Raw genomic sequence first — 22,732 nt, forward strand, 5'->3', positions numbered from 1 at the left:
TTATGGGTCTGGGTCGATTGTTTGTTTTATGTTCACTGCTGCTGACTTTGCTCACGCCCCAGGCCCTGGCTTCGGATTTGTTGGCGCGAGCAGACACCCGTCTTCCATTTCCGCATTCGTCAGACATCGACCAGCTACCGTCTATTACCAAAGTACTGGTGCAAAAAGGCGAGCGTTCGCTGCAGTTACTCAGTGGTGAGCAGGTTATCCGCCAATATCGCATTTCACTGGGTGACAACCCCCTGGGCCACAAGCTTTACGAAGGCGACAGCCGCACCCCCGAAGGCGAATACTCCCTGGACTGGCGCAACGCCGGCAGTTCATTTTACAAGTCTATTCACATTTCCTACCCCAGCGCCAAAGACCGTGAAATGGCCGAAAACTGGGGCCTGAACCCAGGCGGTAGCATCATGATTCACGGCCTGCCCAACGGAACCGACGACGATTTTGCTTTTGCTTTTTTTGGGCTTGATTGGACTGACGGTTGCATTGCCGTCAGCAATCAAGAGATTGATGAAATCTGGCAACTGGTAAGCGATGGCACCCCGATTGAAATCCTGCCCTGAAGCTGTTGTTAAAAAGTAAGCTAAGTGTCAGCATTAGAATAATTTTTTGACACGGAACGCCGTGTAAGATTACGTTGTTGTCATAAGCTTCGGACATTTACCTACGCTTAGTTAACATTTAGTGACAGACTGATTTACACTGTCGGCTGCTTCGGTGGTTAATCGCCTATTAGACCTGTTTTGGCAGGAGGCGAGTTGGCGGGATGTCAGCTACATTGATTATCGGACTTCGGGAAATACAACGACTAATAAGGGGATTTGCAATGCGTAAACTGACGATCGCTGGGTTAGCACTGGCAGCTGCTTTGACTGCTGGTTGTGCCACTACTGATGACGCTGCTATGGGCGAAGCCAATGCTACAGCTAATTCAGCTGAGCAAACGGCTGAAAATGCAATGAACACCGCCAACAGCGCCGCCAGTTCTGCCCGCTCTGCCAAGCAGACAGCTGACCAAGCTCTGGCTGCTGCCAAAGCTGCTCAAAAATCCGCTGACGAAGCCAACGAGCGCGCCAAGCGCATGCTTGAGCAAGCCAGCAAGAAGTAAGCTTTGCACTATAAAAAAGGCCGGTAACTCCGGCCTTTTTTTGTGTCCTGATTTTGTATCTGAAACAACCACGCTTGGGCGTTCTCCGGCACCTGCGCTTAAAAATACAGCTGTTGCCCAGCATTTTCTAGGACCTTTACAGGCTCTCCTTTCGCCACCGATGTGATTTTCTCACCAATCACCGTAGGCAAGCCGCTTGCTTGATCAACTGCAATTTCAATCGCCCTGCGCCGTACTTCCACTTCCGGGTGAGCAATAGCCAGGCGTTCCAACTGTTCCACGGTAGCCAGCCAAAGCTTGTTGCGATCCGCTACCGAATAATCTTCCTGGGGCCGATGTACTTCCAGCCACACCTGACCATTGGCAACACCCACTTTCACCGATTGGCGGACTATCTGCACCGGTGTGCCCTGTGCAATCTGATATGCAAAACGCGAAATGTCTTCGTTATACATGCGAAAACAACCGTGGCTGACCGCCATGCCGACACCGAATTTTTTATTGGTGCCGTGAATTAAATAGCCTTTTTCACTCAGAATAAGCGCATGGCTACCCAACGGGTTATCTGGCCCCGGCGGAATCATGCGCGGCAGGAAATCGCCAACAGCGGCGTGCTCGGCGCGAATACTCTCAGGCGGATACCAGGCTGGCGAAGTCAGCGCCATGGTCACCTGAGCGTTCGTTAACGGTGATGGGTTTTCTTCGGTACCAACGCCCACCGGGTAAACCTGAACGCCGCTGTCGGTGAAGTAATAAAGGCGATATTCCGCCAGGTTGATCACAATACCTTCGCGCTTCGCATCCGGCATAACATAGTGCCGGGGCAAAGTAATACGGGTGCCTTCGCCGGGCAGCCACGGGTCTACTCCAGGGTTGGCTTTCACCAGTTCCAGATAACCCAGAGCCTCAGCGATACCTATATCTGCAAAGGTGTCTTCGTAGCGGGTTTTGAACACACTCAACTGCCCGGCCACATCGCCCTGAATACTGTAGGTAGCCACTCTTGCTGCCTTATCAGCCGGAACAGGATTCGCTGCGCCCTGAGCCAGCAGCAAAGGCGCAAAGGCTGCACTCAGCAACAGTGTCAATAAACGCATTTTCACACCCATAACATTCTACCCAAAGACAGAAATAGACAAAATTCAGACCCTGGACCCAGCCAGGAGTTCCATTGCGCACAGGCCACAAAAGGAACCCGGCGGCAGAGCGAGTAGATTACTGGCGCTTGGCTGCAAAAGGCAATGAATACCGGCGCTGTCAGGTGCGCATTTTCCACACTGGAATAATCGCCAGCGCCAAAAATACCGCCACCATCCACCAAGCAAACTGGAACGCCTCTACGGTGGGCATGCCGTTTTGATGATCACCGTGTTCGATGGCCAATGCGACCATGTTGACACCAAAGGCCCCGCCAAGCTGTCGGGTAAAGCTGATGGTGCTGGACCCTGCGCCCAGCTCCTCTGGCGCCAAAGGATTCAACGCACCCATCGACAGTGCCGGCAACATAAAACCTATACCAACCCTTCCCACCGCTGCCCACAGGGCCAGCCAGCCCAGAGGTGTTTCGAAGCCAGACAGCGCAAACAGTGTGGCCGACAACGTAAATGCCAGAATGCCAAAAATAACCAGTTTACGACTGCTGTGTTTGTCCGCCATATTACCGGCAATAGGAAAAACAATGCCCAGAACGATACCCGCAGGCAACATTAACAGACCGGCCTCGGTGGCACTGGAACCCAATGCGGTCTGAGCGAATAAAGGAATCAGGTAGGTGGAGCCGAACAGCGCCAGGCCCATAGCCATGGCACCTAGATTGGCGTACAAAAACACCGGTTTGCGCAATAGAGCAATATTCACCAAGGGGTGCCTGGCACTGCGTTCACGCCACACGAATAAAATCAGGAACAGCAATGCTGTCGCGGCCTCTGAAGCAATGAACGCACCCTGGCCGACCACATTTTGCAGCCTGTTCAAACTGTCGAGAGATAAACCAATGGCGGTGCCCAGCAGCACCAACCCCGGCACATCCAATGGATAGGGTTTGGGTTTATTCTCTGGACTCGGCAGAAAGCGCCAAACCATAAACACGCTAGCAGCCGTCACCGGCACTGGCGCGAACATCACGTAGCGCCAAGTCAGTTCGTCTACCAGAAAGCCGCCCAACACCGGCCCCAGAGCCGGTGCCAACACCACGCCCATACCGTAAATGCCCATGGCTCGGCCGCGCTGGTTGCGGGGGAAAATTCGGAATACCAGATACATAGCCATGGGCTGCATCAATCCAGCCATGGCGCCCTGGCCAATGCGCGCCGCAATAAGTTGCTCTGGGCTAGCGGCAAAGCCTCCCAGCAGGGATATTACGGTGAACAGCGCCATGGCTGTCGCGAGGGTTTTGCGGATGCCAAAATGGTCCAGCAACCAAGAGGAAGCCAGCATGGTGGTTGTCATGGCTGCAATAAAGCCGGTGGCAAGCCAGTGGATTTGGCCCTGGCGCACCCCGAACTCCAGCATGATGTCATACAACGCCACGTTCACCACGGTAGCGCTGAGCACCGTTGACATGGTACCTGCCATAACCGTGGCGACGGCAAGCCAGCGCCAGCGCTCGCCGTAGCGCTGTTGCAGCCCCGTTACCGAATTGTCTGCCACCGTTTACCTTTGCTTGTGCGCGTTTTCCAGAATCGTTCCAAAAACCCGCAGCGTAACTTCGATGTCTTTTTCGCTGACGCCTTCCAGCATTTCGTCACGTAGGCGATCTGCGCGGGTGGTCATCTCGTCCATAAACGCACGGCCACCGTCAGTCAAATGCAGGCGGCGGGCGCGGCGGTCATTCGGGCAAGGGCGGCGCTCAATCAACTCCTGGCCTTCCAGGCTGTCTAACAGACGCACCAGTGTCGGATTTTCAATGGCCATTAAACTGGCCAGTTCGCGCTGAGTTAAACCTTCACCACCCGCTTTTAAATAGAACATGGTGCTCCACCGCGCCTGGGTAACGCCCAGATCTTTCAACCGTTCGTCCAGCATTTTGCGCCAGCGACGGGTCACACGTGCAATGGTAAACGGAAACTGCTCTCTCATCGGTGATTGCTCCTGAGTTTTTGGCAAGCCGCCGGCACCACGAAAGCCACAGAACTGGCAATGCCTACAACTTATTTTATGAAAAATCCGATAATAGCATGCTAACCATGCGCTTAAATACAGATTCGCAATAGTAAGCAATATTTGAAAGCAGGGAAACCAAGGCGCCCGCCTTTTAGCGGGCAGGCGCATCCTGGAGGCCGTCTTTGGCTATGGAGCTTTCATCCGGCTCGCCGTTTGCCGAATCCGCTACGACCTCTGGCGAATCGGTAAACTCCGCGTTGCGGGGATCCATTTCGGCGAAAACCATAGACGTTTCAGGCATGGCCGGCACAAAGTGCTCCTGATCCTCCACCGCGATGTCCTCGGTGTGGGTAATGCGATAACTGGTCGCCGCCGCCAACACGATCAGGGCAGCGGCATAACCATAAAACAGGCCCTCTGGGCCCAAAAGCTGTATCAGTTTAGACAGCACCACTGGCCCGATCACGCTGCCAATGCCATAACTGAGCAGCAACGTAGCACTGGCTGCAACAATGCGAGAACTTTCCATACGGTCGTTGGTGATCGCCACGGCCACCGGATAAATACTTGCAGACAGGCCTGTAAATACCGCCACGGCCAACGTTAATGCCAGTAACTGATGGCTACCCAGCATACTGACCACCAAGGCAGCAATGGCCGCCAGCACCGATATCCAGAACATGATTCGACGGCGGTCAAAGCGATCGCACAAAATGCCAATCGGCCAGGCCAGAAGCATGGCGGCAAGGATAGCGCTGGCCATAAAGTTCGCGGTCTGACTTACACCCAGGCCTATCAGGGTGGCGTAAACCGGCCCCAGCGCGTAAAAACTGCCAATCAGTATGCCCGCCATCACGGCCCCGGCCACGCCCGTAAACGACTCGCGCGCCAGTGTAAACACAGACAGTCTCGGTGAAGGCGCAATTTCCGGCGCCTCCATTCGCGTCATTGCCAGGGGCACCAGGGCCAGCACCAATAGAATCGCCGCCAGGGAAAAAGGCACATAATCTGCGGGATTGCCCACATTGATCAATAACTGGCCACCTACAGCCGCCAGCAAATACACCACCTGATAAACCGCAAACAGGGTACTGCGGTTGGCGTTGGTCGCACGGCTGGAAAACCAGCTCTCGATGACCACCAGAACGCCAGCCATGCTAAATCCCGAAACCACTCGCAAAATTGCCCAGAAAACCATGTTAATGGCCATGGGATACAACAGTGATGCCACCGCAGCGATGGTCGCAAACACGGCAAAAGCGCGAATATGCCCTACCCGCGATACCACTTTCTGCACAAATAAAGTGCCCAGCACAAAACCAATGGAGTAACACACCAGAACCATACCAATGGTATCCGGCGCAACGCTCTCAATACTCAAGCGGATACCCAGCAACGTCATCAGAAAAGCGTTTCCGCCGTTCAGCAGCACGATGCTAAGAAGCAGCGCAAACAATGAGGCGACCATTCGGGTCATGGCGGAACTCCGGAATTACCAGGTGAGGATATGATGTGGTGTTGGTGATCGCAGCAACAGATGTTTTCCGGTCGAACGGCAGCGCTTTTCACGCACCGCCATTAAACAGCCGCAACATCGCCAATGCACTAGGCACTTGCCGCTGTTACTCGGTGTTCTAGCCAGTGAGAACAAGAAATTTTACAATTTTTTACATTAATGCGCCGTAACAGATCACATGTTTGTGAAAATGTACCATAATCAACTTACGCACAATTGATGAGTTCATCGTTATGAAAAAAACAGAATGGCCCATTCGTTGGGACTTACTGGTTCGATATCGCCTGATTGAGGCCGTTGCGTTGTGGGAAGGTCGTCTGACAACCAACCACATTTGTTATAGTTTCGGTATTGGCCGCCAGCAAGCGTCCAAAGACATTAACACCTATCTGCGTGAACTGGCGCCTGGTAATTTGGAATACGACCGTCACTTGAAGGGCTACGTGCCAGCCAGCAATTTCAAGCCGGTGGTTACCCGCGGCGAAATCAGCGAATACCAAGATCTGGTGGCCAGCCAGCAACAGCTCAGCAGTGTGTTTGCCTCACTGGAGGTGCGGCTACCCGGCAGCCATTCGGTTTCAAGCCCCGGACGGGTGATTGACCCAGCCACCATGCGCGCCGTGGTCAGAGCTATTCGCGGTGGCCGACAACTGCGAGCCAGCTACGTATCTCTCAGCCGCCCGGAAGCGGTTCACAGCGTATTGGAACCGCATACAATGGTATGCGCAGGCAATCAATGGCACGTTCGCGCCTGGTGTGATGCCAATCGCGAATTCCGCGACTTTGCCATCAGCCGTCTACGCAGCGTTCCTGAACTGCTGCGCCAGAAAGTTCGCCACAGTGTTTCCCAAGACGACGACTGGAATCGTCAGGTTACATTGGACGTGGCGCCAGACCAGCGTCTGTCCCAGCCGCAGCAACTTATTATCGCTAACGATTACGACATGCAACACGGAAAATTAACGGTAACCAGCCGCGCTGCACTGGCGCCCTATGTTCTGGCGCAGCTGGGCATTACCATAAACACCCAGCATCCTGACGCACTGGTGCAGCAGCTGGAGCTGATCAACCCGGACAGCCTGGGCTTTGGCAGCAAACGCGAGCAGGCGCTTAAAACCATCGCCGCCTGTGGTTAAGGTTAAGCGCTCGAATGTGCCATAGGTTCCGCGTGTGATCACACGCCCTGAGTCGATTTTTATCCGCTTATTCTGCTGTTCAGTGCTGGTATTCCCAGCGTTAGCAGCAGCAAACCCCTGTGGACAATCTGCAACAGTCATTACTGAGGTTCAGGGTAATACAGACACCTCGGCGCTGGTGGGTCAAACCGTTACCGTTGAAGGCGTATTAACCCGGGACTCACGCCAGGCCGGCGGCTTCTCCGGGTTTTACCTGCAGCAGGCTAATACGCCTGCGGACTCTACTCGCTCTTCCGCACTGTTTGTTTATACCCGTTATAAAGAAGGCCGCTCGGGCCAACGCCTTCGCGTTACCGGCAAAGTCAAAGAACACTACGGGCTGACAGAGCTGGTTGCGGTGAGTGATTTACAGGTGTGCCGCAACCAGGCACTCCCAGCCCCGGTGGAAGTGTCTTTGCCTTGGACAAGAGCGCCTGAAAGCCTGGAAAACATGCGCGTCCGCATTAACGGCCCGCTCAAGATTACCGACAGCCATCAGCTAACGCGCTTTGGTGACGTATCGTTGGCGGCCAAAGACCCTTTGATATCTACCGAGTTCATGGCTCCCGGAACAGCTGCCCTGCGCCACGCCAGCCTGACTTCCGTGAACACACTGGTTCTCGATGATGGCCACGCTCGACGCAACCCGCCCTCACTGGACTGGCTACCAGCCTACAGCGCCACACAGCCGGGTTCAGCCGCTTCCAGCCTGGTGGCTGGCACAGAGGTTCGCGGCCTGACCGGCGTATTGGATTATCGCTACGGCGCCTGGCGCCTTCAGCCTGATCAGATACCCAGCCTGAAACCGCCTCCGCTGCCTGACCCGGTGCCGGCAAGGCCAACAAGCGCGAATCTGAGGGTTATGACCCTGAATCTGAACAATCTGTTCAACGGTGATGGCCGCGGCCAGGGTTTTCCAACCAGCCGTGGGGCAAAAACCCAGGCCCAGTACAAGCGCCAGCTGCAACGTTTAAGCGCGGGCCTGAATCAGGCTGGTGCCGATTTGCTGGCGCTGTCTGAACTGGAAAACGATGGCTACGGCAGCAACAGCGCCATCGCCCAGTTAGCCGCCAGTCTTGGGCCACACTGGCGCTTTGTGGTGCCGGTTGACTCGGCTATGCAAAAAGACGCCATCCGCAACGGTTTGCTGTACCGCGCGGATCGAGTAAACGCGCTTGGGCCAGCGCAGTATTTGTCGGGCGGCGGCGGACGCCCCTCGCTAACCCAGCGTTTTGCCCTGAAAAGCGGCGGCCCGTCGCTCAGACTGGTGAGCGTGCATCTGAAATCAAAATCTTGCCGCAACGCCAGGGGTGAGAACGCACAACAGAACGATGGCCAGGGTTGCTACACCGTGGTGAGAGTAAAACAGGCAAAAACACTGCACCAGCAGCTGGGCCAACTAGACAAAAGTAACGCCTTGGCGGGCACCCTGATCACCGGCGATTTCAACAGCTACAGCAAAGAGCAGCCCATTAGCGAACTGGCCCGCGCTGGTTACACCAATATGGTCGCGCACTTCCATCCGTGCACGCCGGTGCTCTGTGAACACTACAGTTATCGCTTTAAAGGGGCTCGGGGGTCACTGGATCACGCCTTGGCATCCGCGGCGTTAAAACCGCGGGTGCTGTCGGCAAAGGTGTGGAATATCAACGCAGATCAGCCCCGAATCGCGGATTACCGCAGCCATTCAAGCCCGCAGCCTTGGCGTTCTTCCGATCACAACCCGTTGATTACCGATATAAAGCTGTAAAGCCCGCGCTCAATCGATACCGATAATTTTGTGCATCTGCAACGTCAGGCGCCAGCGTGGATTCGCCAGACAGTAATCAGTCGCTCTACGCGTATTACTCTGCTTGATCACATCCGTGCTGGTTTCCGGCACCGACGGCGAGGCCATGGGCGACAAAAAGAAATGATCGGCCTGTATGTGCAAAAATCGCTCGGGCATGGCTTTTAGCTGTGGGTACACCAGCTTGAGTTCGTTGCAGCGTTCAATGACCACTGGCGCATCAGCCTTCGGGCTCACGCAGAGCCAGTCGATGCCGGCAGGCGCCGGCAGGGTACCATTGGTTTCAACGCCAATTTCAAATCCGGCCTGGTGCAGGGCATTAATCAATGGAGAGTCTAGCTGCAGCAGCGGCTCACCGCCCGTGCACACCACATAGGGCTTGCCAGGTGCTACGGGCCACAACCCCGCGATATGCGCTGCCAAGGCCTCAGGCGTAGCAAAAACGCCGCCATTCTGGCCGTCGGTACCCACGAAGTCGGTGTCGCAAAAATCACACACTGCGGTGGCACGGTCTTTCTCCCGGCCAGTCCACAAATTGCATTTACTGAAGCGGCAGAAAACCGCTGCGCGACCGGCCTGGGCACCTTCGCCCTGTAGGGTATAAAACGCTTCTTTTACCCGGTACATCAGTATTGCACCTCGTAGGCAACAGGGTCCTGTTGCTGATGCTCGGCAAACGCCTGCAACCGTTCCACACAGGAACTGCAACGACCACAGGCTTTGCTACGGCCGTTGTAACAGGTCCAGGTATGGCTGTAATCCAGGTTCAACTGTAAACCGAGGGCCAAAATGTCGCCTTTGGTGAAGTGCATAAACGGAGCTTCCACCGCTACCGGCTGGTAGTTTGCAACTTTACAAACTGCGTCCATTTTTGCCACAAACTCAGGACGGCAATCCGGGTAAATCGCGTGGTCGCCACCGTGGGCGCCGAACCATACGGCGCTGGCTTCTACGGTGACGGCGTAGCCGGTGGCCAGTGCCAGCAAGATCATATTGCGATTGGGCACCACGGTAGATTTCATAGCACCTTCCTGGTAATCCCCTTCAGGCACGTCAATGGTTTCAGACGTTAACGCAGAGCCTGCCATTACGTCGCCCATGGCACGGATATCAATCACTTTGTGTGGTACAGCAAGTCGCTGGCAAACCTCTTGGGCACAGTCCAGTTCACGCACATGGCGCTGGCCATAGTTGAAAGAGATGGCATGAACGTTCAAGCCATCAGCACGTGCCTTGTGCAATAACGTGAAGGAATCCATGCCTCCGGAATAAATTACAACCACGGTGTCAGTCATTCAGGCGTCCGTTAGGTGGGCGGTCGATGTGCTTTAAATGGCTTTATTGTAACAGCCTGCCGGCAGGCTGGGTTCGCACATACCCTGGCGGCAAGGTAAACTCATTAACAAATGCATTCCAGCTATAACAGGTGACGTTATAAGTAACCAGATTCCAGCCTTTATCGATTTCGAAGCGTCCAGCCTTGATCTTATCGCAAGCTATCCTATTGAGGCTGGCCTGTGCCTGAATGGTAAATACCTGCATAGCTGGCTAATAAAACCCTGTGAGCCCTGGCTGGACTGGTCAGAAAGCGCAGAACAGATTCACGGCATTGAACGCGATGAACTGACCCAGAACGGCGAAGATGTGGTAACCGTAGCGCGTGCCCTAAATCGCCTGCTGCCGGAACAGGTGTTCTGTGATGCCTTCACTTTCGACAGCTTCTGGCTGCACCGGTTATTTCGCGCGGCCGCCATAGAACCGGAATTTCAGCTGGAATCGGTGTCCGTGCTACTCAACAGCCGGCAGGTTAAGCTATGGCCTGATGCCCGCCAACACGTCATCACCGAACTGGGTTTACCGGTGCACCGGGCCGAAAACGACGCCCTGATTCTATCTCACACCTGGCAACGTCTCAGCCGTTAACACTCCAAAAAAAACGCAACCCGAAGGCTGCGTATAAAAGGAGAGATCCGCCCAATACCCAATAACCGGCATGGTGGATAGCACAACGTAAAAAACATGACAGGGACTATTATGATAGCGAGCCGGAATGCCGTCTGTAAGGGTTTGCCACAGGCTGCCTAAGCAGATTCATAATCCATTCTGGCGGCTCATTCGCTGAGGCCATGGTGGGTTATGATTTACGCCCCCTGGCCCGGCAGCCGCTGCTATAATTGCATGAGTGTGTTCTGATTTATCACCTTTGCCGAGCCCGAGCTATGCCGCAAACATCTGTTACCGATACCTTGCGCGAATACCAGTCGTTACTGGAACTGCTGGACGACGCCTACTGGGAAGCCAGCTGCATCGCTCACAAAGACATGCTGTACGACATCATCAGTATTTTCAGCCAGGAAGTGGCCGAGCTGAACAAACTCAGCATTCAAGACCACCACTACCCTTACGAAGTGATCACCGAAGGCATCCGCCGCATCGTGCCGAAACTTGAGAGCCTGGACGAAGCCCGCGAACTGATCATCCAGCGCACGCAGACCCTGACCGACTTTCGCGACATTCTTTCTTCTGTATTGGGCATTCTGGAAGACCAGCTGCGCACGCTCTAGTCTCCTGTCTGAAACAGCCGTAAATTACACGCCGACATTCACCCGCTGGCCTTCAGGCAATTGCGGAAACGCTGTACTGACGTTGTACAGAAATTTCCCCAGCGCCGGTAAATGATGGCCCACAATCGGGAAACCGGTGGTCAGTAGGCTCACTGAAATATCCCGCGCCGAATCTGCCCAGCAAAACTTGTTAATTAGCCCCACGTGGCCAAACGCATAACGGGTGTTTGGCCCCCAGACTCCTACCGGGTCGCCCCCCAGCATCATCCCGGCACTGAAGCGCATAGGCAGCATGAGAGTGCGATCGAGCTGTAGCGACCCAAATTGCTGAATTGCGCGCTGTACCGTAATCTCACTGCAGATGCGCTTGCCACCCCACAGGCCACCATTGAGCATCATCTGGAAAAACCGCCCCATTTCCTCGGCGGTGCCATACAGATTGCCGGCGGGTATCACCGCCTGCTGGAAGCGGGGGTCATTCGTCACCGCTTCCACAGATTTGATATCGCCACCCAACGCCCGCTTTACAACCCGCGATACCGGCCAGGTAGGCCGCGGGCCAGTAGCATAGTTAGCCGCTGGCACGTTCAAATCCGCCGCTGCGATGCCATAGGTAAACCAGGTCATCCCCATGGGCTTGCGAATATAACGGTCCAGATACTGCTGAATCGTCAGGCCAGTTACGGTTTCGAGAACCCGCTGCAGCACAAAGCCGCCGGTAATAGCGTGATAAAAGACTTTTGAACCGTCTACCTGCATCGCCCGTTCCTCACACAGCAGACGCCAGATTTCTTCCGGGTTCCATAGCACCTCAGGTGGCGTGTCACCAGGAATCGCCGGAATACCGCCGCGATGGGACAGTATCTGGTGCAGGGTGATGGTGCGCTTGCCGTTATGGGCAAATTCCGGGCAGTAATAAGCCACCGGGTCCATCAAATTGACCAACCTCTGCTCGGCTAGCAGATGAATCAAAAAGGCCGTCACCGCTTTCGACGCGGAGAAATAACATACGGGTGTGTCTGTTGTCATCGCTACCCGCGGCGTATCAACGCTGTCGTCCGGACCGTTACCCCGGGCATGACCGATAGCGCGATGCAGCACAGACTCGCCCCGGTGACGCAATGAAATCTGGATACCCGGATGCACGCCGGTGCGGTAAAGACTCTCAACACTGCGCCATACCGCCTCCAACGACTCTGGTCGCAACCCTGCAGACACAGGATTTTCCCCGGCCGTATCACGGCAGGTAACGCTGGCAAGATCCTTTGGCACTCTGCACGTGTGAAGGGCGCGGCGAGTGAGTGCGTTGATGGGGCTGAGCATGTAATTTCTCCATGAGGGCACGGCGCCATAGTTACGCGCTTATCGCGTGAATTCAATTGTTATACGGCCTAGCCCAAAATACACCGATTAGGACGGCCAAGCAGATGGCGCTGGGCAAAAGAAGCCTAGCGCACAACTCCATGCGTGAAACCTCTTTTAATACGCTGCCGGTGCCGGGCAATCGCGGGTCATGCTGGCATCCGATGACTTGGGAGCCGAAGATTCTGGGGTAATCACAAAAAAACGGTCTGGGGCCAACCGGTTCGCGGTGATCGAGGCCGCCTCTGCCGCATCGGTACAACCTTGCTTCAGCCGCGCTTCGGCGAGGTTGTTCCAACCCGATGCAATGTCTGGAAACCGATAGGTCATGGCCTGATAGTGTTCGGCTGCCGCGGCCCACCTGCCTTGCTGATAGGCAATGTTGCCTAGCCCCAATAACGCAGCGGGCTGATCCGGCCAGGCTTTTGCCGCGGCCAGATAGGCAGATTCCGCTGCAACAGGTTGCTGTGTGGTTTCCAGATCGTGCGCGGCCATCAGGTAAGGCAGCGGCTGTGCCGTTACCGGAATTTGGCCCGGCGGCACTATTATTCGGGCCCACCGGCCTGAGCGATCCCAGGTCGCCATGAAAACGGAGACTTTCTGCCGGTAGCCTTGTTTCGTTCCGGTGTGAAGAATCAGCGCTTCCCGGACACTATCAAATCCGATAACCACGGCAAAGTGCCACTGCGGCCACCAGTTGAAACGCAAGTTTTGCAGCACCAGCACCGGGTGGCCCGCACTCACTTCGGTCAATACGCTGGTTAGGTCGGGATCCAGCGGGTACACCAGCATGCCGTATTGACGCGCAGCAGCCACCATTTCAACCTGCAACGCTCCCTGGCGCTCTGGCAGGTAAACCTGGTCAATCAACTCATCAGGGGTGGCACTCACACCCTGTGCATTCAGCATCATCGCCAACGAAGCGGGGCCACACTGATACTGTTCCTGAGGATGAAATCGCACGCCCGTAAGCTCAGCGCTTTCGAAGCCGGTTGGCCACTGAGGCCGACTGGCGCACCCTGAGAGCAGAAACCCCAGGAATGCGGCCGTGAGTAGCCTGCTTGGTTTCAACAAAAAATCGAACACGCTGATGTCATTACCGCAAGCACCTGATGAACGGGAAGATATCGGTGGCGCAAAGCATATCGGTAATGATGAACACCAGCAGAAACAGCACAATGATACCGACAACGCCTTCACCGGCCGGAGCCTCAGCCAACTGTTGTTTGAAGTCCGCCAGCTCAGAAGGTGTCAGGCTTTGAATGCGGTCACGCACTTCCTGTTCCCCGACACCCATGCTAGCCAGAGTACCTTTTACATCATCGCGCTCCAGCATCTCCATCAGGGCCTGGCGGTCAATATCGGCACGCTGCTCTGTTAATAATTCGCCGGTACCGACAATGCTGGCAGAGGCGGGTATTGCCCACATTGACGCCAACATCATAACCATCGCCATGATGCCTGAAATAAATTGCATGTAGCCTCTGATTGCCTGCATGGTTTGTTCCTCATGTTCTTTTGTTGTTTCGGTGTATTGTTTCGGTATATTTTTTTGGATCACTCAGTACGACAGTGAAGCCGCTTGTGGAACAGTTTCCGTTAAAATCAGGTTATTCACAACTAGCACCCGGCCCCATTAATAATCTTGCCATGGCCGGCACCAGGTAAGAAAATCATCGCGCCTTCACCCCCTACGTCATGGGTCAGCCATAGACGTTGGCGCTCAAACACAGAACTGACGGCCAGACTGCCACCGTCTTAACAAAAGTGTAGCCGTAATTGGTGTTCCCGCGCGGGCGGGCCGACTGAAAAGATACCCAACGAGCTTCAGGCTAGCGTCTTGATGTGGTCACCTATTCGGATCTTGCTTCACCACCAAGTTCTGTGCTTCCAGTTATTCGTAATTGGGGCCATACTGGATTTTGGGTCAATCAGTTGTGGCTAGAGGCAATCGACATGAGCAAAGGACAAGACAGTAAAAAATCTGAGAAAAAGAAACCGCTTTTGACCGCAAAAGAAAAAAAAGCGGCCAAAAAATCAAAAAAAGGTGACACCAATGTGCTGGGAAACTAGATAGTTTTGATAATAAATAGTTCGGATATAAACAGGCCAGATGATAAACAGATCAAATAATAGACAGATCGGATAACGGAAGCAGCGCAAAAATCCCACCGGAACCAGCATGACCCCTGCTATTGATGTCGCCCGCGAGGCGGGCATTGAACACCAACTACATCAGTATCAACGCGACCCTGCCAGCGCTGGCTATGGCACTGAGGCTGCGGAGAAGCTTGGGCTGAACCCGGCTTGCGTGTTCAAGACTCTGGTGGTGGAGGTGGATGCCAAAACCTTGGTGGTGGCCATTGTACCGGTGAATGCCATGCTAAGTATGAAGCTGATTGCCAAAGCAGCGAGCGGCAAAAAAGCCATCATGGCAGACAAGCAGCAGGTGCAGCGTAGCAGCGGTTATATTCTGGGTGGAGTTAGCCCGCTGGGTCAAAAACGGCCGCTGACGACGTTCATTGACGAGTCAGCACAGCTGTTCGAACGGATTCATGTCAGCGCCGGTCGGCGGGGGCTTGAAATTGAGTTGGCGCCGGAAGACCTCGCCACGCTCACTCAGGGGCGATTTGTGGCGTTGCGCCAGGAGTGATGCCCGACTGACTGGGCAAAATCTCCACACAAAAAACCCGCAAAACGGTGACCGTTTTGCGGGTTTTTCAATTCAGCGGCTCGGGTTATTTACCGGGCCGCTGCCACACCAAGGGCGTTAAACCGAGGCGCGGGCTTCTTCCATCAGCTTGTTTAGCGTTGCGCTGGGCTGCATGACTTCGGTTACTCTGCCAGCAGGCGCGTGAAAGTAACCACCCAGATCCACTGCTTTGCCCTGAATCACTGTCAGCTCTTCAAGAATCTTGTCTTTGCTGGCTCCCAACTTTTCAGCCAGCTTGGCGAAGAAGGTTTTCAGTTCCTCGTCTTCGTCCTGAGCGGCCAGTTCCTGCGCCCAGTAATAAGCCAGGTGGAAATGGCTGCCACGGTTGTCCAGCTCGCCGGTAGAGCGCGACGGTGACTGGTTGTTTTCCAGCAGTGTCTCGGTGGCTTTGTCCAAGGTCTGGCCCAGCAGGCGTGCACGGTGGTTATTGTGCTTTGCACCCAGCTCGTCCAGCGATACCGCAATGGCCAGGAACTCACCCAATGAATCCCAGCGCAGATGGTTTTCTTCAACCAGCTGCTGTACGTGCTTGGGCGCAGAACCGCCAGCACCGGTTTCGTACAGACCACCGCCGTTCAGCAGCGGTACGATGGACAGCATTTTGGCGCTGGTGCCCAGCTCCAGAATCGGGAACAGGTCCGTCAGGTAGTCACGCAATACGTTGCCGGTTACCGAAATGGTATCCAGGCTGCGGATCAGGCGTTCCATGGTCCAGCGAATAGCACGTACCGGCGACATGATGCGGATGTCCAGACCATCGGTGTCGTGGTCTTTCAGGTAAGTGTTTACTTTCTCGATCAACTGGGCGTCGTGGGCACGCTCGTCGTCCAGCCAGAACACAGCCGGCATGCCGGTGGCACGGGCACGATTAACGGCCAGTTTGACCCAGTCGCGGATGGGCAGGTCTTTAGTCTGGCATGCGCGCCAGATGTCGCCGGTTTCCACGTTGTGCTCGGTCAGTACGGTGCCGTCTTCGGCGATCACCCGAATAATGCCGTCTTCTTTGATTTCAAACGTCTTGTCGTGGGAGCCGTACTCTTCGGCTTTCTGCGCCATCAGACCTACGTTTGGTACGGTGCCCATGGTGGTGGGGTCAAACGCGCCGTTGGTTTTACAGAAGTTGATGGCTTCCTGGTAAATAGTGGCGTAGGTCGACTCCGGCATTACCGCTTTGGTGTCTTTCAGCTTGCCATCACGGGCCCACATTTTGCCAGAGTTACGGATCATCGCAGGCATGGAGGCGTCTACGATAATGTCACTGGGCATGTGCAGGTTGGTGATACCTTTGACCGAGTCCACCATGGCGATTTCCGGGCGGTGCTCGTAGGTTTTGTGCAATGCTTCCTGAATTTCTTCCTGCTTCGACTCTGGCAGTAGCTTGATTTTCTCGAGCACAGATGACAAACCGTTGTTCGGGTTTACGCCGATCTCGTCGAACAAGTCGCCAAACTGGTCAAACAGTTCTTTGTAGTAAATCTTCACCGCGTGACCAAACACGATCGGGTGGGAGATTTTCATCATGGTGGCTTTAACATGCAGCGAGAACATCACGCCGGTGTCTTCACAGTCTTTAATGGCCGCTTCGAAGAATGCACACAGCGCTTTTTTGCTCATGTTCATGCCGTCGAGCACTTCACCGTCCAACAGCGGCAGTTCAGCTTTCAGCACGGTCTGTTCGCCTTTCTTGTTCTCGAACACGATGCGGCTGTTGGTGGCCTTGTCCAGAGTGACGGACTGCTCTGAGGAGTAGAAGTCGCCGCCTTTCATGTGCGCTACGTGGGTGCGCGATGCCGGGCTCCACTCGCCCATAGAGTGCGGGTATTTGCGGGCAAAGGCTTTTACCGCGGCAGGAGCACGGCGGTCAGAGTTGCCTTCACGCAATACCGGGTTTACAGCGCTACCCAATACTTTGCTATAACGGGAGGTGACATCTTTTTCTTCGTCAGTCTGGGGGTTTTCTTCATATTCCGGGACTTTATAACCCTGCTTGTTCAACTCTTTGATGGCAGAGCGCAGCTGCGGGATAGAGGCGGAAATGTTCGGCAATTTAATGATGTTGGCGTTGGGATCTTTGGTGTATTCACCCAGCTCGGCCAGAGCATCAGGCACGCGCTGGTCTTCTGCGAGGTAGTCCGGGAAGTTGGCCAGGATGCGGGCCGCCAATGAGATATCGCTGGTTTCAAAATGAATACCGGCCGGCTTGGCGTAGGTCTTCAGGATCGGCAACAGTGACCGGGTGGCAAGCGCTGGCGCTTCGTCAGTCAGTGTGTAGATAATTTTGGTTATTGACTCTGTCATGTTCGTCCTCGAGCTACAAAGGTTGGATTCAGGACGGTCACGGCTGGCAGCTGTGCTGGGCACCTCTGGCTTTGGCTGTGACTGGTTGGTAGTTTTTATTAGACTCACTAGGATAACATTTTTTAGGGAATTGCAGCTAAGATCTTAGTATAAGGACGGATTTTGGTGGTATCGCCTTGGTGGGAGCAGGTCCCACCAAGGCTCTTCGTTCTTTCGGCTAGACCCTGTTTAACCTTCCTTCGGCAACAACCCTGCTTCCTGCAAACACGCCTGAATGGCATCCAGTGCTTCCGGATTGGCCAACGCGTCGCGGTTGTCGCTGCGGGCAGAGCCGTTGATGAGGCGAGCTACGGCAAGTTCTACTTTTTTACCGCTGCGGGTGTAGGGGATGTCTGGTACCGGGATGATGTGGTGGGGTACGTGGCGAGGGCTGGCGCCTTTGCGGATTTGGGTTTTCAGACGCTTGAGCAGCTCGTCGCTCAGGGTTTCGCCATCGGCCAGTACGACCAGCAATACCACTTCTACGTCGCCTTCGATTTGGCGACCAACCACCAGGCTATCTTTTATAGCGGCTTCGGTTTCTACCTGGCGGTAGATTTCGGCGGTACCGATGCGAACGCCGCCGGGGTTCAGGGTGGCGTCGGAACGGCCGTAGATAATGGCGCCGCCGTGTTCGGTGAATTCGATGAAATCGCCGTGGGCCCATACCCCAGGGGCGGATTCGGCGAAGGTGTCGAAGTAGGCATTACGGTAGCGTTCGCCGTCTGGGTCGTCCCAGAAGCTGACGGGCATGGACGGCAAGGGCTGGCGGCACACCAGTTCACCGCGGCCGGAGCTCACGGATTGGCCGTTGTCGTCAAAGGCGGCGGCGTCTACGCCCAGGAAGCGGCACTGTATTTCGCCGCGGCGCACAGGTAGCAAGGGCGTGGAGCCTACAAAGCAGCCGCAGATGTCGGTGCCGCCCGCGATGGAGCCTAACAGGGCATTCGGTGCGCCGTCTGTGTAAATCCAGTCGTAGTCTTCTGGCAGCAGCGGCGAGCCGGTTGAGAAAACGACTCTGAGAACGCTCAAATCCAGGTCTTTAGCCGGGGTCATGCCGTCTTTACGACAACCGGCCAGGAATCTCGCGCTGGTGCCGAAGTGGGTGACTTTTTCATCGGCTACGGTTTGCCACAGCATGTTCAGGCTGGGGTAGCCCGGCGAGCCGTCTACGGTGATCACCGCCGCGCCGGTCAGCAGGGCAGATGCCTGCCAGTTCCACATCATCCAGCCACAGGTGGTGAAGTACATGAAGCGGTCGCCGCTGCCGACATCGCCGTGCAACATCAACTCTTTCGCGTGGTTGACCAGCAGGCCAGCAGTGCCATGTACGATGCACTTGGGTTTGCCGGTGGTGCCAGAGGAATAGAGGATATACACAGGGTGATCCGGGGCCACTGGGGTGAACGACGGAGGTGTGCCTGCGCCGGCTGCAATGGCGTCGTGCCAGTCGCTGACCAAGGGGCTGTCGATGGCCGGTGCGTCCGGTAGCTGTGGCACGCTGACCACGCATTTCAGCGAGGGCAGGCCGCTAATCAATTGGGCGAATTCTTGCTGGCGCTGGAATACTTTGCCGCCGTAGCCGTAGCCGTTTACGGCAATCAGCGCGGTTGGTTCAATCTGGCCAAAGCGGTCCAGAATGGCGCCAATGCCGAAGTCCGGTGACGCTGAGCTCCAGAGCGCACCCATACTGGTGGCCGCCAGCATGCCCACCATGGCTTCGTAGCCGTTGGTGACAATACCGGCAACCCGGTCACCTTTGATAACGCCCTGGCTGCACAGATAGGCTTCCAGAGCGCCCACGTCGGCGCGCAACTCCGTATAGGTGCGGCGCAGTACCGGGCGGGTTTCGCAGTAAGCAACAATGGCTTCGCTGTTAGCCTGTTCGCCTTCGGCGTGGCGCAGCAGGTTGGCGGCGAAGTTCAGAGTCATACCCGGAAACCATTCAGCGCCGGGCATGTCACGCTTGCCCAATACCTTTTGCGCGGGCGTGTGGCTGATCAGTCCGCAGTAATCCCAAACGGCTCTCCAGAAGCCTTCAAGGTCGCTCACCGACCATTCATGCAGTTCGTGATAGTCCGCAAAGGGGCCGTAACCCAGGTCTTCCAGCCAGTGTTGAAAGCGCCCCATCTGGCTGTCTTTAAGGACTGTGCCAGAAGGAGACCAGACTACCGGGGATTGTTCGTTGTTATTCATCCGTTACTCCGTTTTCTTACTGCATGTGCCAGCCGTGGCTGACCACAATCGATTGCCCCGTCAGCGCTGCTGACGGAAAAGCCGCCAGGTATACGGCAAGTTCTGACACGTCCGCCAGAGTGGTGAATTCTCCGTCTACGGTGTTTTTCAACATCACCTTAGAGATCACATCTTCCTCAGATATGCCCAAAGCCTGCGCTTGCTCGGGAATCTGTTTGTCCACCAGCGGGGTACGCACAAATCCGGGACAGATAATGTTGCTGCGCACACCGTGTTCAGCGCCCTCTTTGGCTACCGCGCGGCACAAGCCCAGCATGCCGTGTTTAGCCGCCACATAAGGTGCTTTTAATGGCGACGCTTCCAGCGAGTGTACCGAGCCCATATACAGGATTGTACCGCCACCCTTGGCGTACATGGTTTGCAGGGCTGACCGGGTCAGCAGGAAAGCGCCGTCCAGATGCACGCTCATCACCTGACGCCAGTGATTAAAACTCAGCTGATCCAGTGGCGCGATGTGCTGTATACCGGCGTTGGCCAGCACAATATCCAGACCACCCCAGGCTTCGACCACCGAGTTAACGCCCTGTTCCACCGCCTGTTCGTCTGTAACATCCATGGCCAGTGCCATGGCGCTTCCACCGGCGCTGTTGATATGTTCGGCAACCTCCTGCGCGGTGTTGTAGTCCAGGTCGGCTACCGCTACACGGGCACCTTCACGGCCATAGTGTTCGGCGACTGCCCGGCCGATGCCGCGACCTGCCCCGGTAATCAGGGCTATTCGGTTTTCTAGACGCATTATTATCTCCTCAGTCGTAAGCCACGCTGGGCAGCCAAGTCGCGATTTCAGGCACCAGGAATACGATCGCCAGGGCCACCACCTGAATGATGATGAAGGGTATGACGCCCTTGTAGATGTCGATCACAGTGATTTCCGGCGGCGCCACGCCCTTAATGTAGAACAGTGCAAAGCCTACCGGTGGCGTCAGGAAAGACGTCTGCAGGCACATGGCAAAAAGGATGGTAAACCACACCAGGTCGAATCCAAGATGTTGGACAACCGGTGCCACCAGCGGAAGAATAATCAAGGTGATCTCAACCCAGTCCAGGAAAAAGCCAAGCAAGAACACCGCGAACAGAATGGTCAGTACCACGCCATAGGGTCCGAATGGCAGCCCCAGCAGCGCATCTTTGATTACCTCGTCGCCACCAAGACCCCGCAGCACCACAGAGAACGCCGTTGCCCCCAGAAAAATGGCGAAAATAAACGCCGACGTACGGGTTGTCTGCTGCAGCGAGGAGCTGAGTACTTTCAGGTTCAGACGTCTTGCCATCAGGGCCAGCAAAAGAGCTCCCAGAGCACCCACACCGGAAGCCTCCGTGGGCGTGGCTATACCGGCAAAGATAGAACCAAGCACACCGAGAATTAGCGCAGCCGTGGGCAGAACTGCCTTGGCCACTTCCCAGACAATGCTCCAGGACACCTTCTCCGTGCCCTCCGGCACTGGTGCAATATGCGGCTGCAGCAGGGGGCGGATCATGGCATAGGCAACGTACATAGCACCCAGCATCAGGCCGGGCAAGAACGCTCCCATGAACAGATCACCCACCGACGCTTCCGGAACCGCCAGCCGGTCAGCCATCAGCACCAGCATGATGGAAGGAGGAATCAGGATTCCAAGAGTGCCGGTGGCGCAGGCGGTGCCCACGGCAAACCCTTTGTCGTACTTGTTCTCCATCATCACCGGCAAAGAGAGCATGCCCAGTAACACCACAGAAGCACCAATGATGCCGGTGGTCGCCGCCAACAGCACGCCAATGATAATCACCGTTACCGCATATCCGCCGCGAACCGCGCCAAAAAGTTTTACCATGCTGTTCATCAGTCGCTCGGCGACACCAGACTGATCAAGCATGATGCCCATAAAGATAAACATCGGCAGAGCGACAAGGGTCTCGCTGTTTACGATGTTCCATACCCGCTCGGGCACAAGCCCCATGGAGGAGGAATAGTCGAACCATAGATTGGCACCAAAATTTTCCACGGCCATCACACCGACGACCGTCCAGATGACTGCGGTGCCACCCAACACCCAGGCAACCGGAAAACCGGTCATCAATAACACCATGAAAGTCAGAAACATTCCGATTACAAATAGCGTTTCAAGCTCCATCAGGACGCACCTTCTTTCTTGTCATTCCCGGACTTGCTCCGGATTGGCTTCGGAAAACCGAAAAGTAATGCGGTGACTTTCAGCAAACGGGATAGCGCAGCCAGCATTAGAAGAATAAAAGACAATGCCAGAATACCCTTGGGAACCCAGCGGTATGGCAGCCCGGCAGGTGCCTGACTGGTTTCACCCTGTTGCCAAGAGCTGAAGGCGTAGGGGATCATTTCGTAAACCGCCAACCCGAGGAACGGCAACAACAGAACCACCAGGCCGAACAGTTCAATCCAGCCCTGGCTTTTCAGGGACAGGCGCTCATGGATTACATCCACTCTCACGTGATCATCGACCACCAGAGTATAGGCCAGCCCCAGCAGCCAGCCGGTGCCGGCCAGATGCCACTGCACTTCTTCCAATGTCACAGAACCATGGTCAAAGGCATAGCGGCCAACTACGGCCCAGATGATCACTCCGGTTAACACTACCCAGAGCCAGGAAGCACCCTTACCGATCGCAGCAATCACACGGTCCATCCCCTGACTGACCCGGGTTGTTGGTAACTCTGTGTGATGATGAAGAAATTCGTCGGTGTCAGACACCGATGGCCGCACGTTCTGCGGTGAGCCTTTACCAGACACCGTCATACAACAGTTCCTCGCTCAGAAAGCCCGTCATGAAAAAAGAATGGCCCCGAGGGGCCAT

General features: G+C 55.4%; 22 protein-coding genes. 8 read left to right on the forward strand and 14 right to left on the reverse strand.

The genetic code is table 11. The annotated features are described in order from the left end of the window. Positions 1-2: 2 nt before the first annotated feature. Both MELB17_RS06075 and MELB17_RS06080 read left to right on the forward strand, forming a co-directional pair. A complete protein-coding gene (locus MELB17_RS06075; RefSeq protein ID WP_007349284.1) occupies positions 3-566 on the forward strand; it encodes a L,D-transpeptidase family protein in 564 nt (187 codons plus the stop codon). 263 nt (positions 567-829) lie between these two features. Then, on the forward strand, positions 830-1,111 hold the full coding sequence (locus MELB17_RS06080; protein ID WP_007349285.1) for an Lpp/OprI family alanine-zipper lipoprotein: 282 nt from the start codon (positions 830-832) through the stop codon (positions 1,109-1,111). 98 nt (positions 1,112-1,209) lie between these two features. On the opposite strand, the gene MELB17_RS06085 is transcribed toward MELB17_RS06080, so the two are convergent. The 4 genes from MELB17_RS06085 to MELB17_RS06100 form a co-directional block, all read right to left on the reverse strand. Then, positions 1,210-2,220: a L,D-transpeptidase family protein gene (locus MELB17_RS06085; RefSeq protein ID WP_007349286.1), complete on the reverse strand. Its 1,011-nt coding sequence runs from the start codon at positions 2,218-2,220 to the stop codon at positions 1,210-1,212. Between the two features lie 148 nt (positions 2,221-2,368). Next, the gene (locus MELB17_RS06090; RefSeq protein WP_007349287.1) at positions 2,369-3,760 is read right to left on the reverse strand and encodes a DHA2 family efflux MFS transporter permease subunit; all 1,392 of its coding nucleotides are present in this window, start codon (positions 3,758-3,760) and stop codon (positions 2,369-2,371) included. A gap of 3 nt (positions 3,761-3,763) precedes the next feature. Beyond that, a complete protein-coding gene (locus MELB17_RS06095; RefSeq protein ID WP_007349288.1) occupies positions 3,764-4,189 on the reverse strand; it encodes a MarR family transcriptional regulator in 426 nt (141 codons plus the stop codon). Between the two features lie 175 nt (positions 4,190-4,364). Beyond that, positions 4,365-5,690: an MFS transporter gene (locus MELB17_RS06100; RefSeq protein ID WP_007349289.1), complete on the reverse strand. Its 1,326-nt coding sequence runs from the start codon at positions 5,688-5,690 to the stop codon at positions 4,365-4,367. Between the two features lie 272 nt (positions 5,691-5,962). Between MELB17_RS06100 and MELB17_RS06105 the strand changes: the two genes are divergently transcribed. Together MELB17_RS06105 and MELB17_RS06110 are read left to right on the forward strand one after the other, a co-directional pair. Further along, a complete protein-coding gene (locus MELB17_RS06105) occupies positions 5,963-6,865 on the forward strand; it encodes a helix-turn-helix transcriptional regulator (RefSeq protein ID WP_007349290.1) in 903 nt (300 codons plus the stop codon). Between the two features lie 34 nt (positions 6,866-6,899). Then, a complete protein-coding gene (locus MELB17_RS06110; protein ID WP_227498810.1) occupies positions 6,900-8,654 on the forward strand; it encodes an ExeM/NucH family extracellular endonuclease in 1,755 nt (584 codons plus the stop codon). Between the two features lie 9 nt (positions 8,655-8,663). On the opposite strand, the gene queE is transcribed toward MELB17_RS06110, so the two are convergent. Beyond that, positions 8,664-9,320: a 7-carboxy-7-deazaguanine synthase gene (queE, locus tag MELB17_RS06115; RefSeq protein WP_007349292.1), complete on the reverse strand. Its 657-nt coding sequence runs from the start codon at positions 9,318-9,320 to the stop codon at positions 8,664-8,666. Further along, complete coding sequence (gene queC, locus MELB17_RS06120; protein ID WP_007349293.1) at positions 9,320-9,988, reverse strand: 7-cyano-7-deazaguanine synthase QueC; 669 nt, start codon at positions 9,986-9,988, stop codon at positions 9,320-9,322. The genes queE and queC overlap by 1 nt, the downstream gene beginning before the upstream one ends. A gap of 349 nt (positions 9,989-10,337) precedes the next feature. Between queC and MELB17_RS26305 the strand changes: the two genes are divergently transcribed. Together MELB17_RS26305 and MELB17_RS06130 are read left to right on the forward strand one after the other, a co-directional pair. Next, positions 10,338-10,616, forward strand: a complete 279-nt coding sequence (locus MELB17_RS26305) for a hypothetical protein (protein WP_007349294.1) — start codon at positions 10,338-10,340, stop codon at positions 10,614-10,616. A gap of 296 nt (positions 10,617-10,912) precedes the next feature. Then, positions 10,913-11,257: a hypothetical protein gene (locus MELB17_RS06130; RefSeq protein WP_007349295.1), complete on the forward strand. Its 345-nt coding sequence runs from the start codon at positions 10,913-10,915 to the stop codon at positions 11,255-11,257. Positions 11,258-11,281: 24 nt separating this feature from the next. On the opposite strand, the gene MELB17_RS06135 is transcribed toward MELB17_RS06130, so the two are convergent. The 3 genes from MELB17_RS06135 to MELB17_RS06145 form a co-directional block, all read right to left on the reverse strand. Beyond that, entirely contained in the window at positions 11,282-12,580 is a 1,299-nt protein-coding gene (locus MELB17_RS06135; protein ID WP_007349296.1) for a serine hydrolase domain-containing protein, read from the reverse strand. 156 nt (positions 12,581-12,736) lie between these two features. Further along, a complete protein-coding gene (locus MELB17_RS06140; RefSeq protein ID WP_264673215.1) occupies positions 12,737-13,582 on the reverse strand; it encodes a PA2778 family cysteine peptidase in 846 nt (281 codons plus the stop codon). A 133-nt stretch (positions 13,583-13,715) separates the two neighbouring features. Beyond that, on the reverse strand, positions 13,716-14,117 hold the full coding sequence (locus MELB17_RS06145; RefSeq protein ID WP_036183813.1) for a PA2779 family protein: 402 nt from the start codon (positions 14,115-14,117) through the stop codon (positions 13,716-13,718). A gap of 347 nt (positions 14,118-14,464) precedes the next feature. On the opposite strand from MELB17_RS06145, the gene MELB17_RS24490 reads away from it, so the two are divergent. Together MELB17_RS24490 and ybaK are read left to right on the forward strand one after the other, a co-directional pair. Continuing rightward, on the forward strand, positions 14,465-14,692 hold the full coding sequence (locus MELB17_RS24490; RefSeq protein WP_157133250.1) for a hypothetical protein: 228 nt from the start codon (positions 14,465-14,467) through the stop codon (positions 14,690-14,692). 109 nt (positions 14,693-14,801) lie between these two features. Further along, complete coding sequence (gene ybaK, locus MELB17_RS06150) at positions 14,802-15,272, forward strand: Cys-tRNA(Pro) deacylase (protein ID WP_007349300.1); 471 nt, start codon at positions 14,802-14,804, stop codon at positions 15,270-15,272. 117 nt (positions 15,273-15,389) lie between these two features. Here ybaK and MELB17_RS06155 read toward each other — a convergent pair whose 3' ends face one another. The 5 genes from MELB17_RS06155 to MELB17_RS06175 all read right to left on the reverse strand — a co-directional run bounded on the left by MELB17_RS06155 (position 15,390) and on the right by MELB17_RS06175 (position 22,674). After that, positions 15,390-17,630 carry an NADP-dependent isocitrate dehydrogenase gene (locus tag MELB17_RS06155; RefSeq protein WP_007349301.1) on the reverse strand — a complete coding sequence of 747 codons (2,241 nt, stop codon included), beginning with the start codon at positions 17,628-17,630 and terminating at the stop codon, positions 15,390-15,392. A 228-nt stretch (positions 17,631-17,858) separates the two neighbouring features. Continuing rightward, positions 17,859-19,865, reverse strand: coding sequence for an acetoacetate--CoA ligase (locus MELB17_RS06160; RefSeq protein WP_007349302.1), 2,007 nt, complete (start codon positions 19,863-19,865; stop codon positions 17,859-17,861). A 16-nt stretch (positions 19,866-19,881) separates the two neighbouring features. Next, complete coding sequence (locus tag MELB17_RS06165; protein WP_007349303.1) at positions 19,882-20,661, reverse strand: 3-hydroxybutyrate dehydrogenase; 780 nt, start codon at positions 20,659-20,661, stop codon at positions 19,882-19,884. 10 nt (positions 20,662-20,671) lie between these two features. Then, positions 20,672-22,036 (reverse strand): TRAP transporter large permease, encoded by a 1,365-nt coding sequence (locus MELB17_RS06170; protein ID WP_007349304.1) that lies wholly within the window; start codon positions 22,034-22,036, stop codon positions 20,672-20,674. After that, positions 22,036-22,674: a TRAP transporter small permease subunit gene (locus tag MELB17_RS06175; protein WP_007349305.1), complete on the reverse strand. Its 639-nt coding sequence runs from the start codon at positions 22,672-22,674 to the stop codon at positions 22,036-22,038. The genes MELB17_RS06170 and MELB17_RS06175 overlap by 1 nt, the downstream gene beginning before the upstream one ends. Positions 22,675-22,732 lie beyond the last annotated feature (58 nt).

This window comes from Marinobacter sp. ELB17, assembly GCF_000169375.1.
Lineage (GTDB): Bacteria > Pseudomonadota > Gammaproteobacteria > Pseudomonadales > Oleiphilaceae > Marinobacter.

Excerpts from the sequence above, each read along its gene's own strand:
- MELB17_RS06075 (WP_007349284.1), top strand. The coding sequence starts at position 3 with ATGGGTCTGGGTCGATTGTTTGTTTTATGTTCACTGCTGCTGACTTTG.
- MELB17_RS06080 (WP_007349285.1), top strand. The coding sequence starts at position 830 with ATGCGTAAACTGACGATCGCTGGGTTAGCACTGGCAGCTGCTTTGACT.
- MELB17_RS06085 (WP_007349286.1), bottom strand. The coding sequence starts at position 2,220 with ATGGGTGTGAAAATGCGTTTATTGACACTGTTGCTGAGTGCAGCCTTT.
- MELB17_RS06095 (WP_007349288.1), bottom strand. The coding sequence starts at position 4,189 with ATGAGAGAGCAGTTTCCGTTTACCATTGCACGTGTGACCCGTCGCTGG.
- MELB17_RS06100 (WP_007349289.1), bottom strand. The coding sequence starts at position 5,690 with ATGACCCGAATGGTCGCCTCATTGTTTGCGCTGCTTCTTAGCATCGTG.
- MELB17_RS06105 (WP_007349290.1), top strand. The coding sequence starts at position 5,963 with ATGAAAAAAACAGAATGGCCCATTCGTTGGGACTTACTGGTTCGATAT.
- queE (WP_007349292.1), bottom strand. The coding sequence starts at position 9,320 with ATGTACCGGGTAAAAGAAGCGTTTTATACCCTACAGGGCGAAGGTGCC.
- queC (WP_007349293.1), bottom strand. The coding sequence starts at position 9,988 with ATGACTGACACCGTGGTTGTAATTTATTCCGGAGGCATGGATTCCTTC.
- MELB17_RS06130 (WP_007349295.1), top strand. The coding sequence starts at position 10,913 with ATGCCGCAAACATCTGTTACCGATACCTTGCGCGAATACCAGTCGTTA.
- MELB17_RS06135 (WP_007349296.1), bottom strand. The coding sequence starts at position 12,580 with ATGCTCAGCCCCATCAACGCACTCACTCGCCGCGCCCTTCACACGTGC.
- MELB17_RS06145 (WP_036183813.1), bottom strand. The coding sequence starts at position 14,117 with ATGCAGGCAATCAGAGGCTACATGCAATTTATTTCAGGCATCATGGCG.
- ybaK (WP_007349300.1), top strand. The coding sequence starts at position 14,802 with ATGACCCCTGCTATTGATGTCGCCCGCGAGGCGGGCATTGAACACCAA.
- MELB17_RS06155 (WP_007349301.1), bottom strand. The coding sequence starts at position 17,630 with ATGACAGAGTCAATAACCAAAATTATCTACACACTGACTGACGAAGCG.
- MELB17_RS06160 (WP_007349302.1), bottom strand. The coding sequence starts at position 19,865 with ATGAATAACAACGAACAATCCCCGGTAGTCTGGTCTCCTTCTGGCACA.
- MELB17_RS06165 (WP_007349303.1), bottom strand. The coding sequence starts at position 20,661 with ATGCGTCTAGAAAACCGAATAGCCCTGATTACCGGGGCAGGTCGCGGC.
- MELB17_RS06170 (WP_007349304.1), bottom strand. The coding sequence starts at position 22,036 with ATGGAGCTTGAAACGCTATTTGTAATCGGAATGTTTCTGACTTTCATG.
- MELB17_RS06175 (WP_007349305.1), bottom strand. The coding sequence starts at position 22,674 with ATGACGGTGTCTGGTAAAGGCTCACCGCAGAACGTGCGGCCATCGGTG.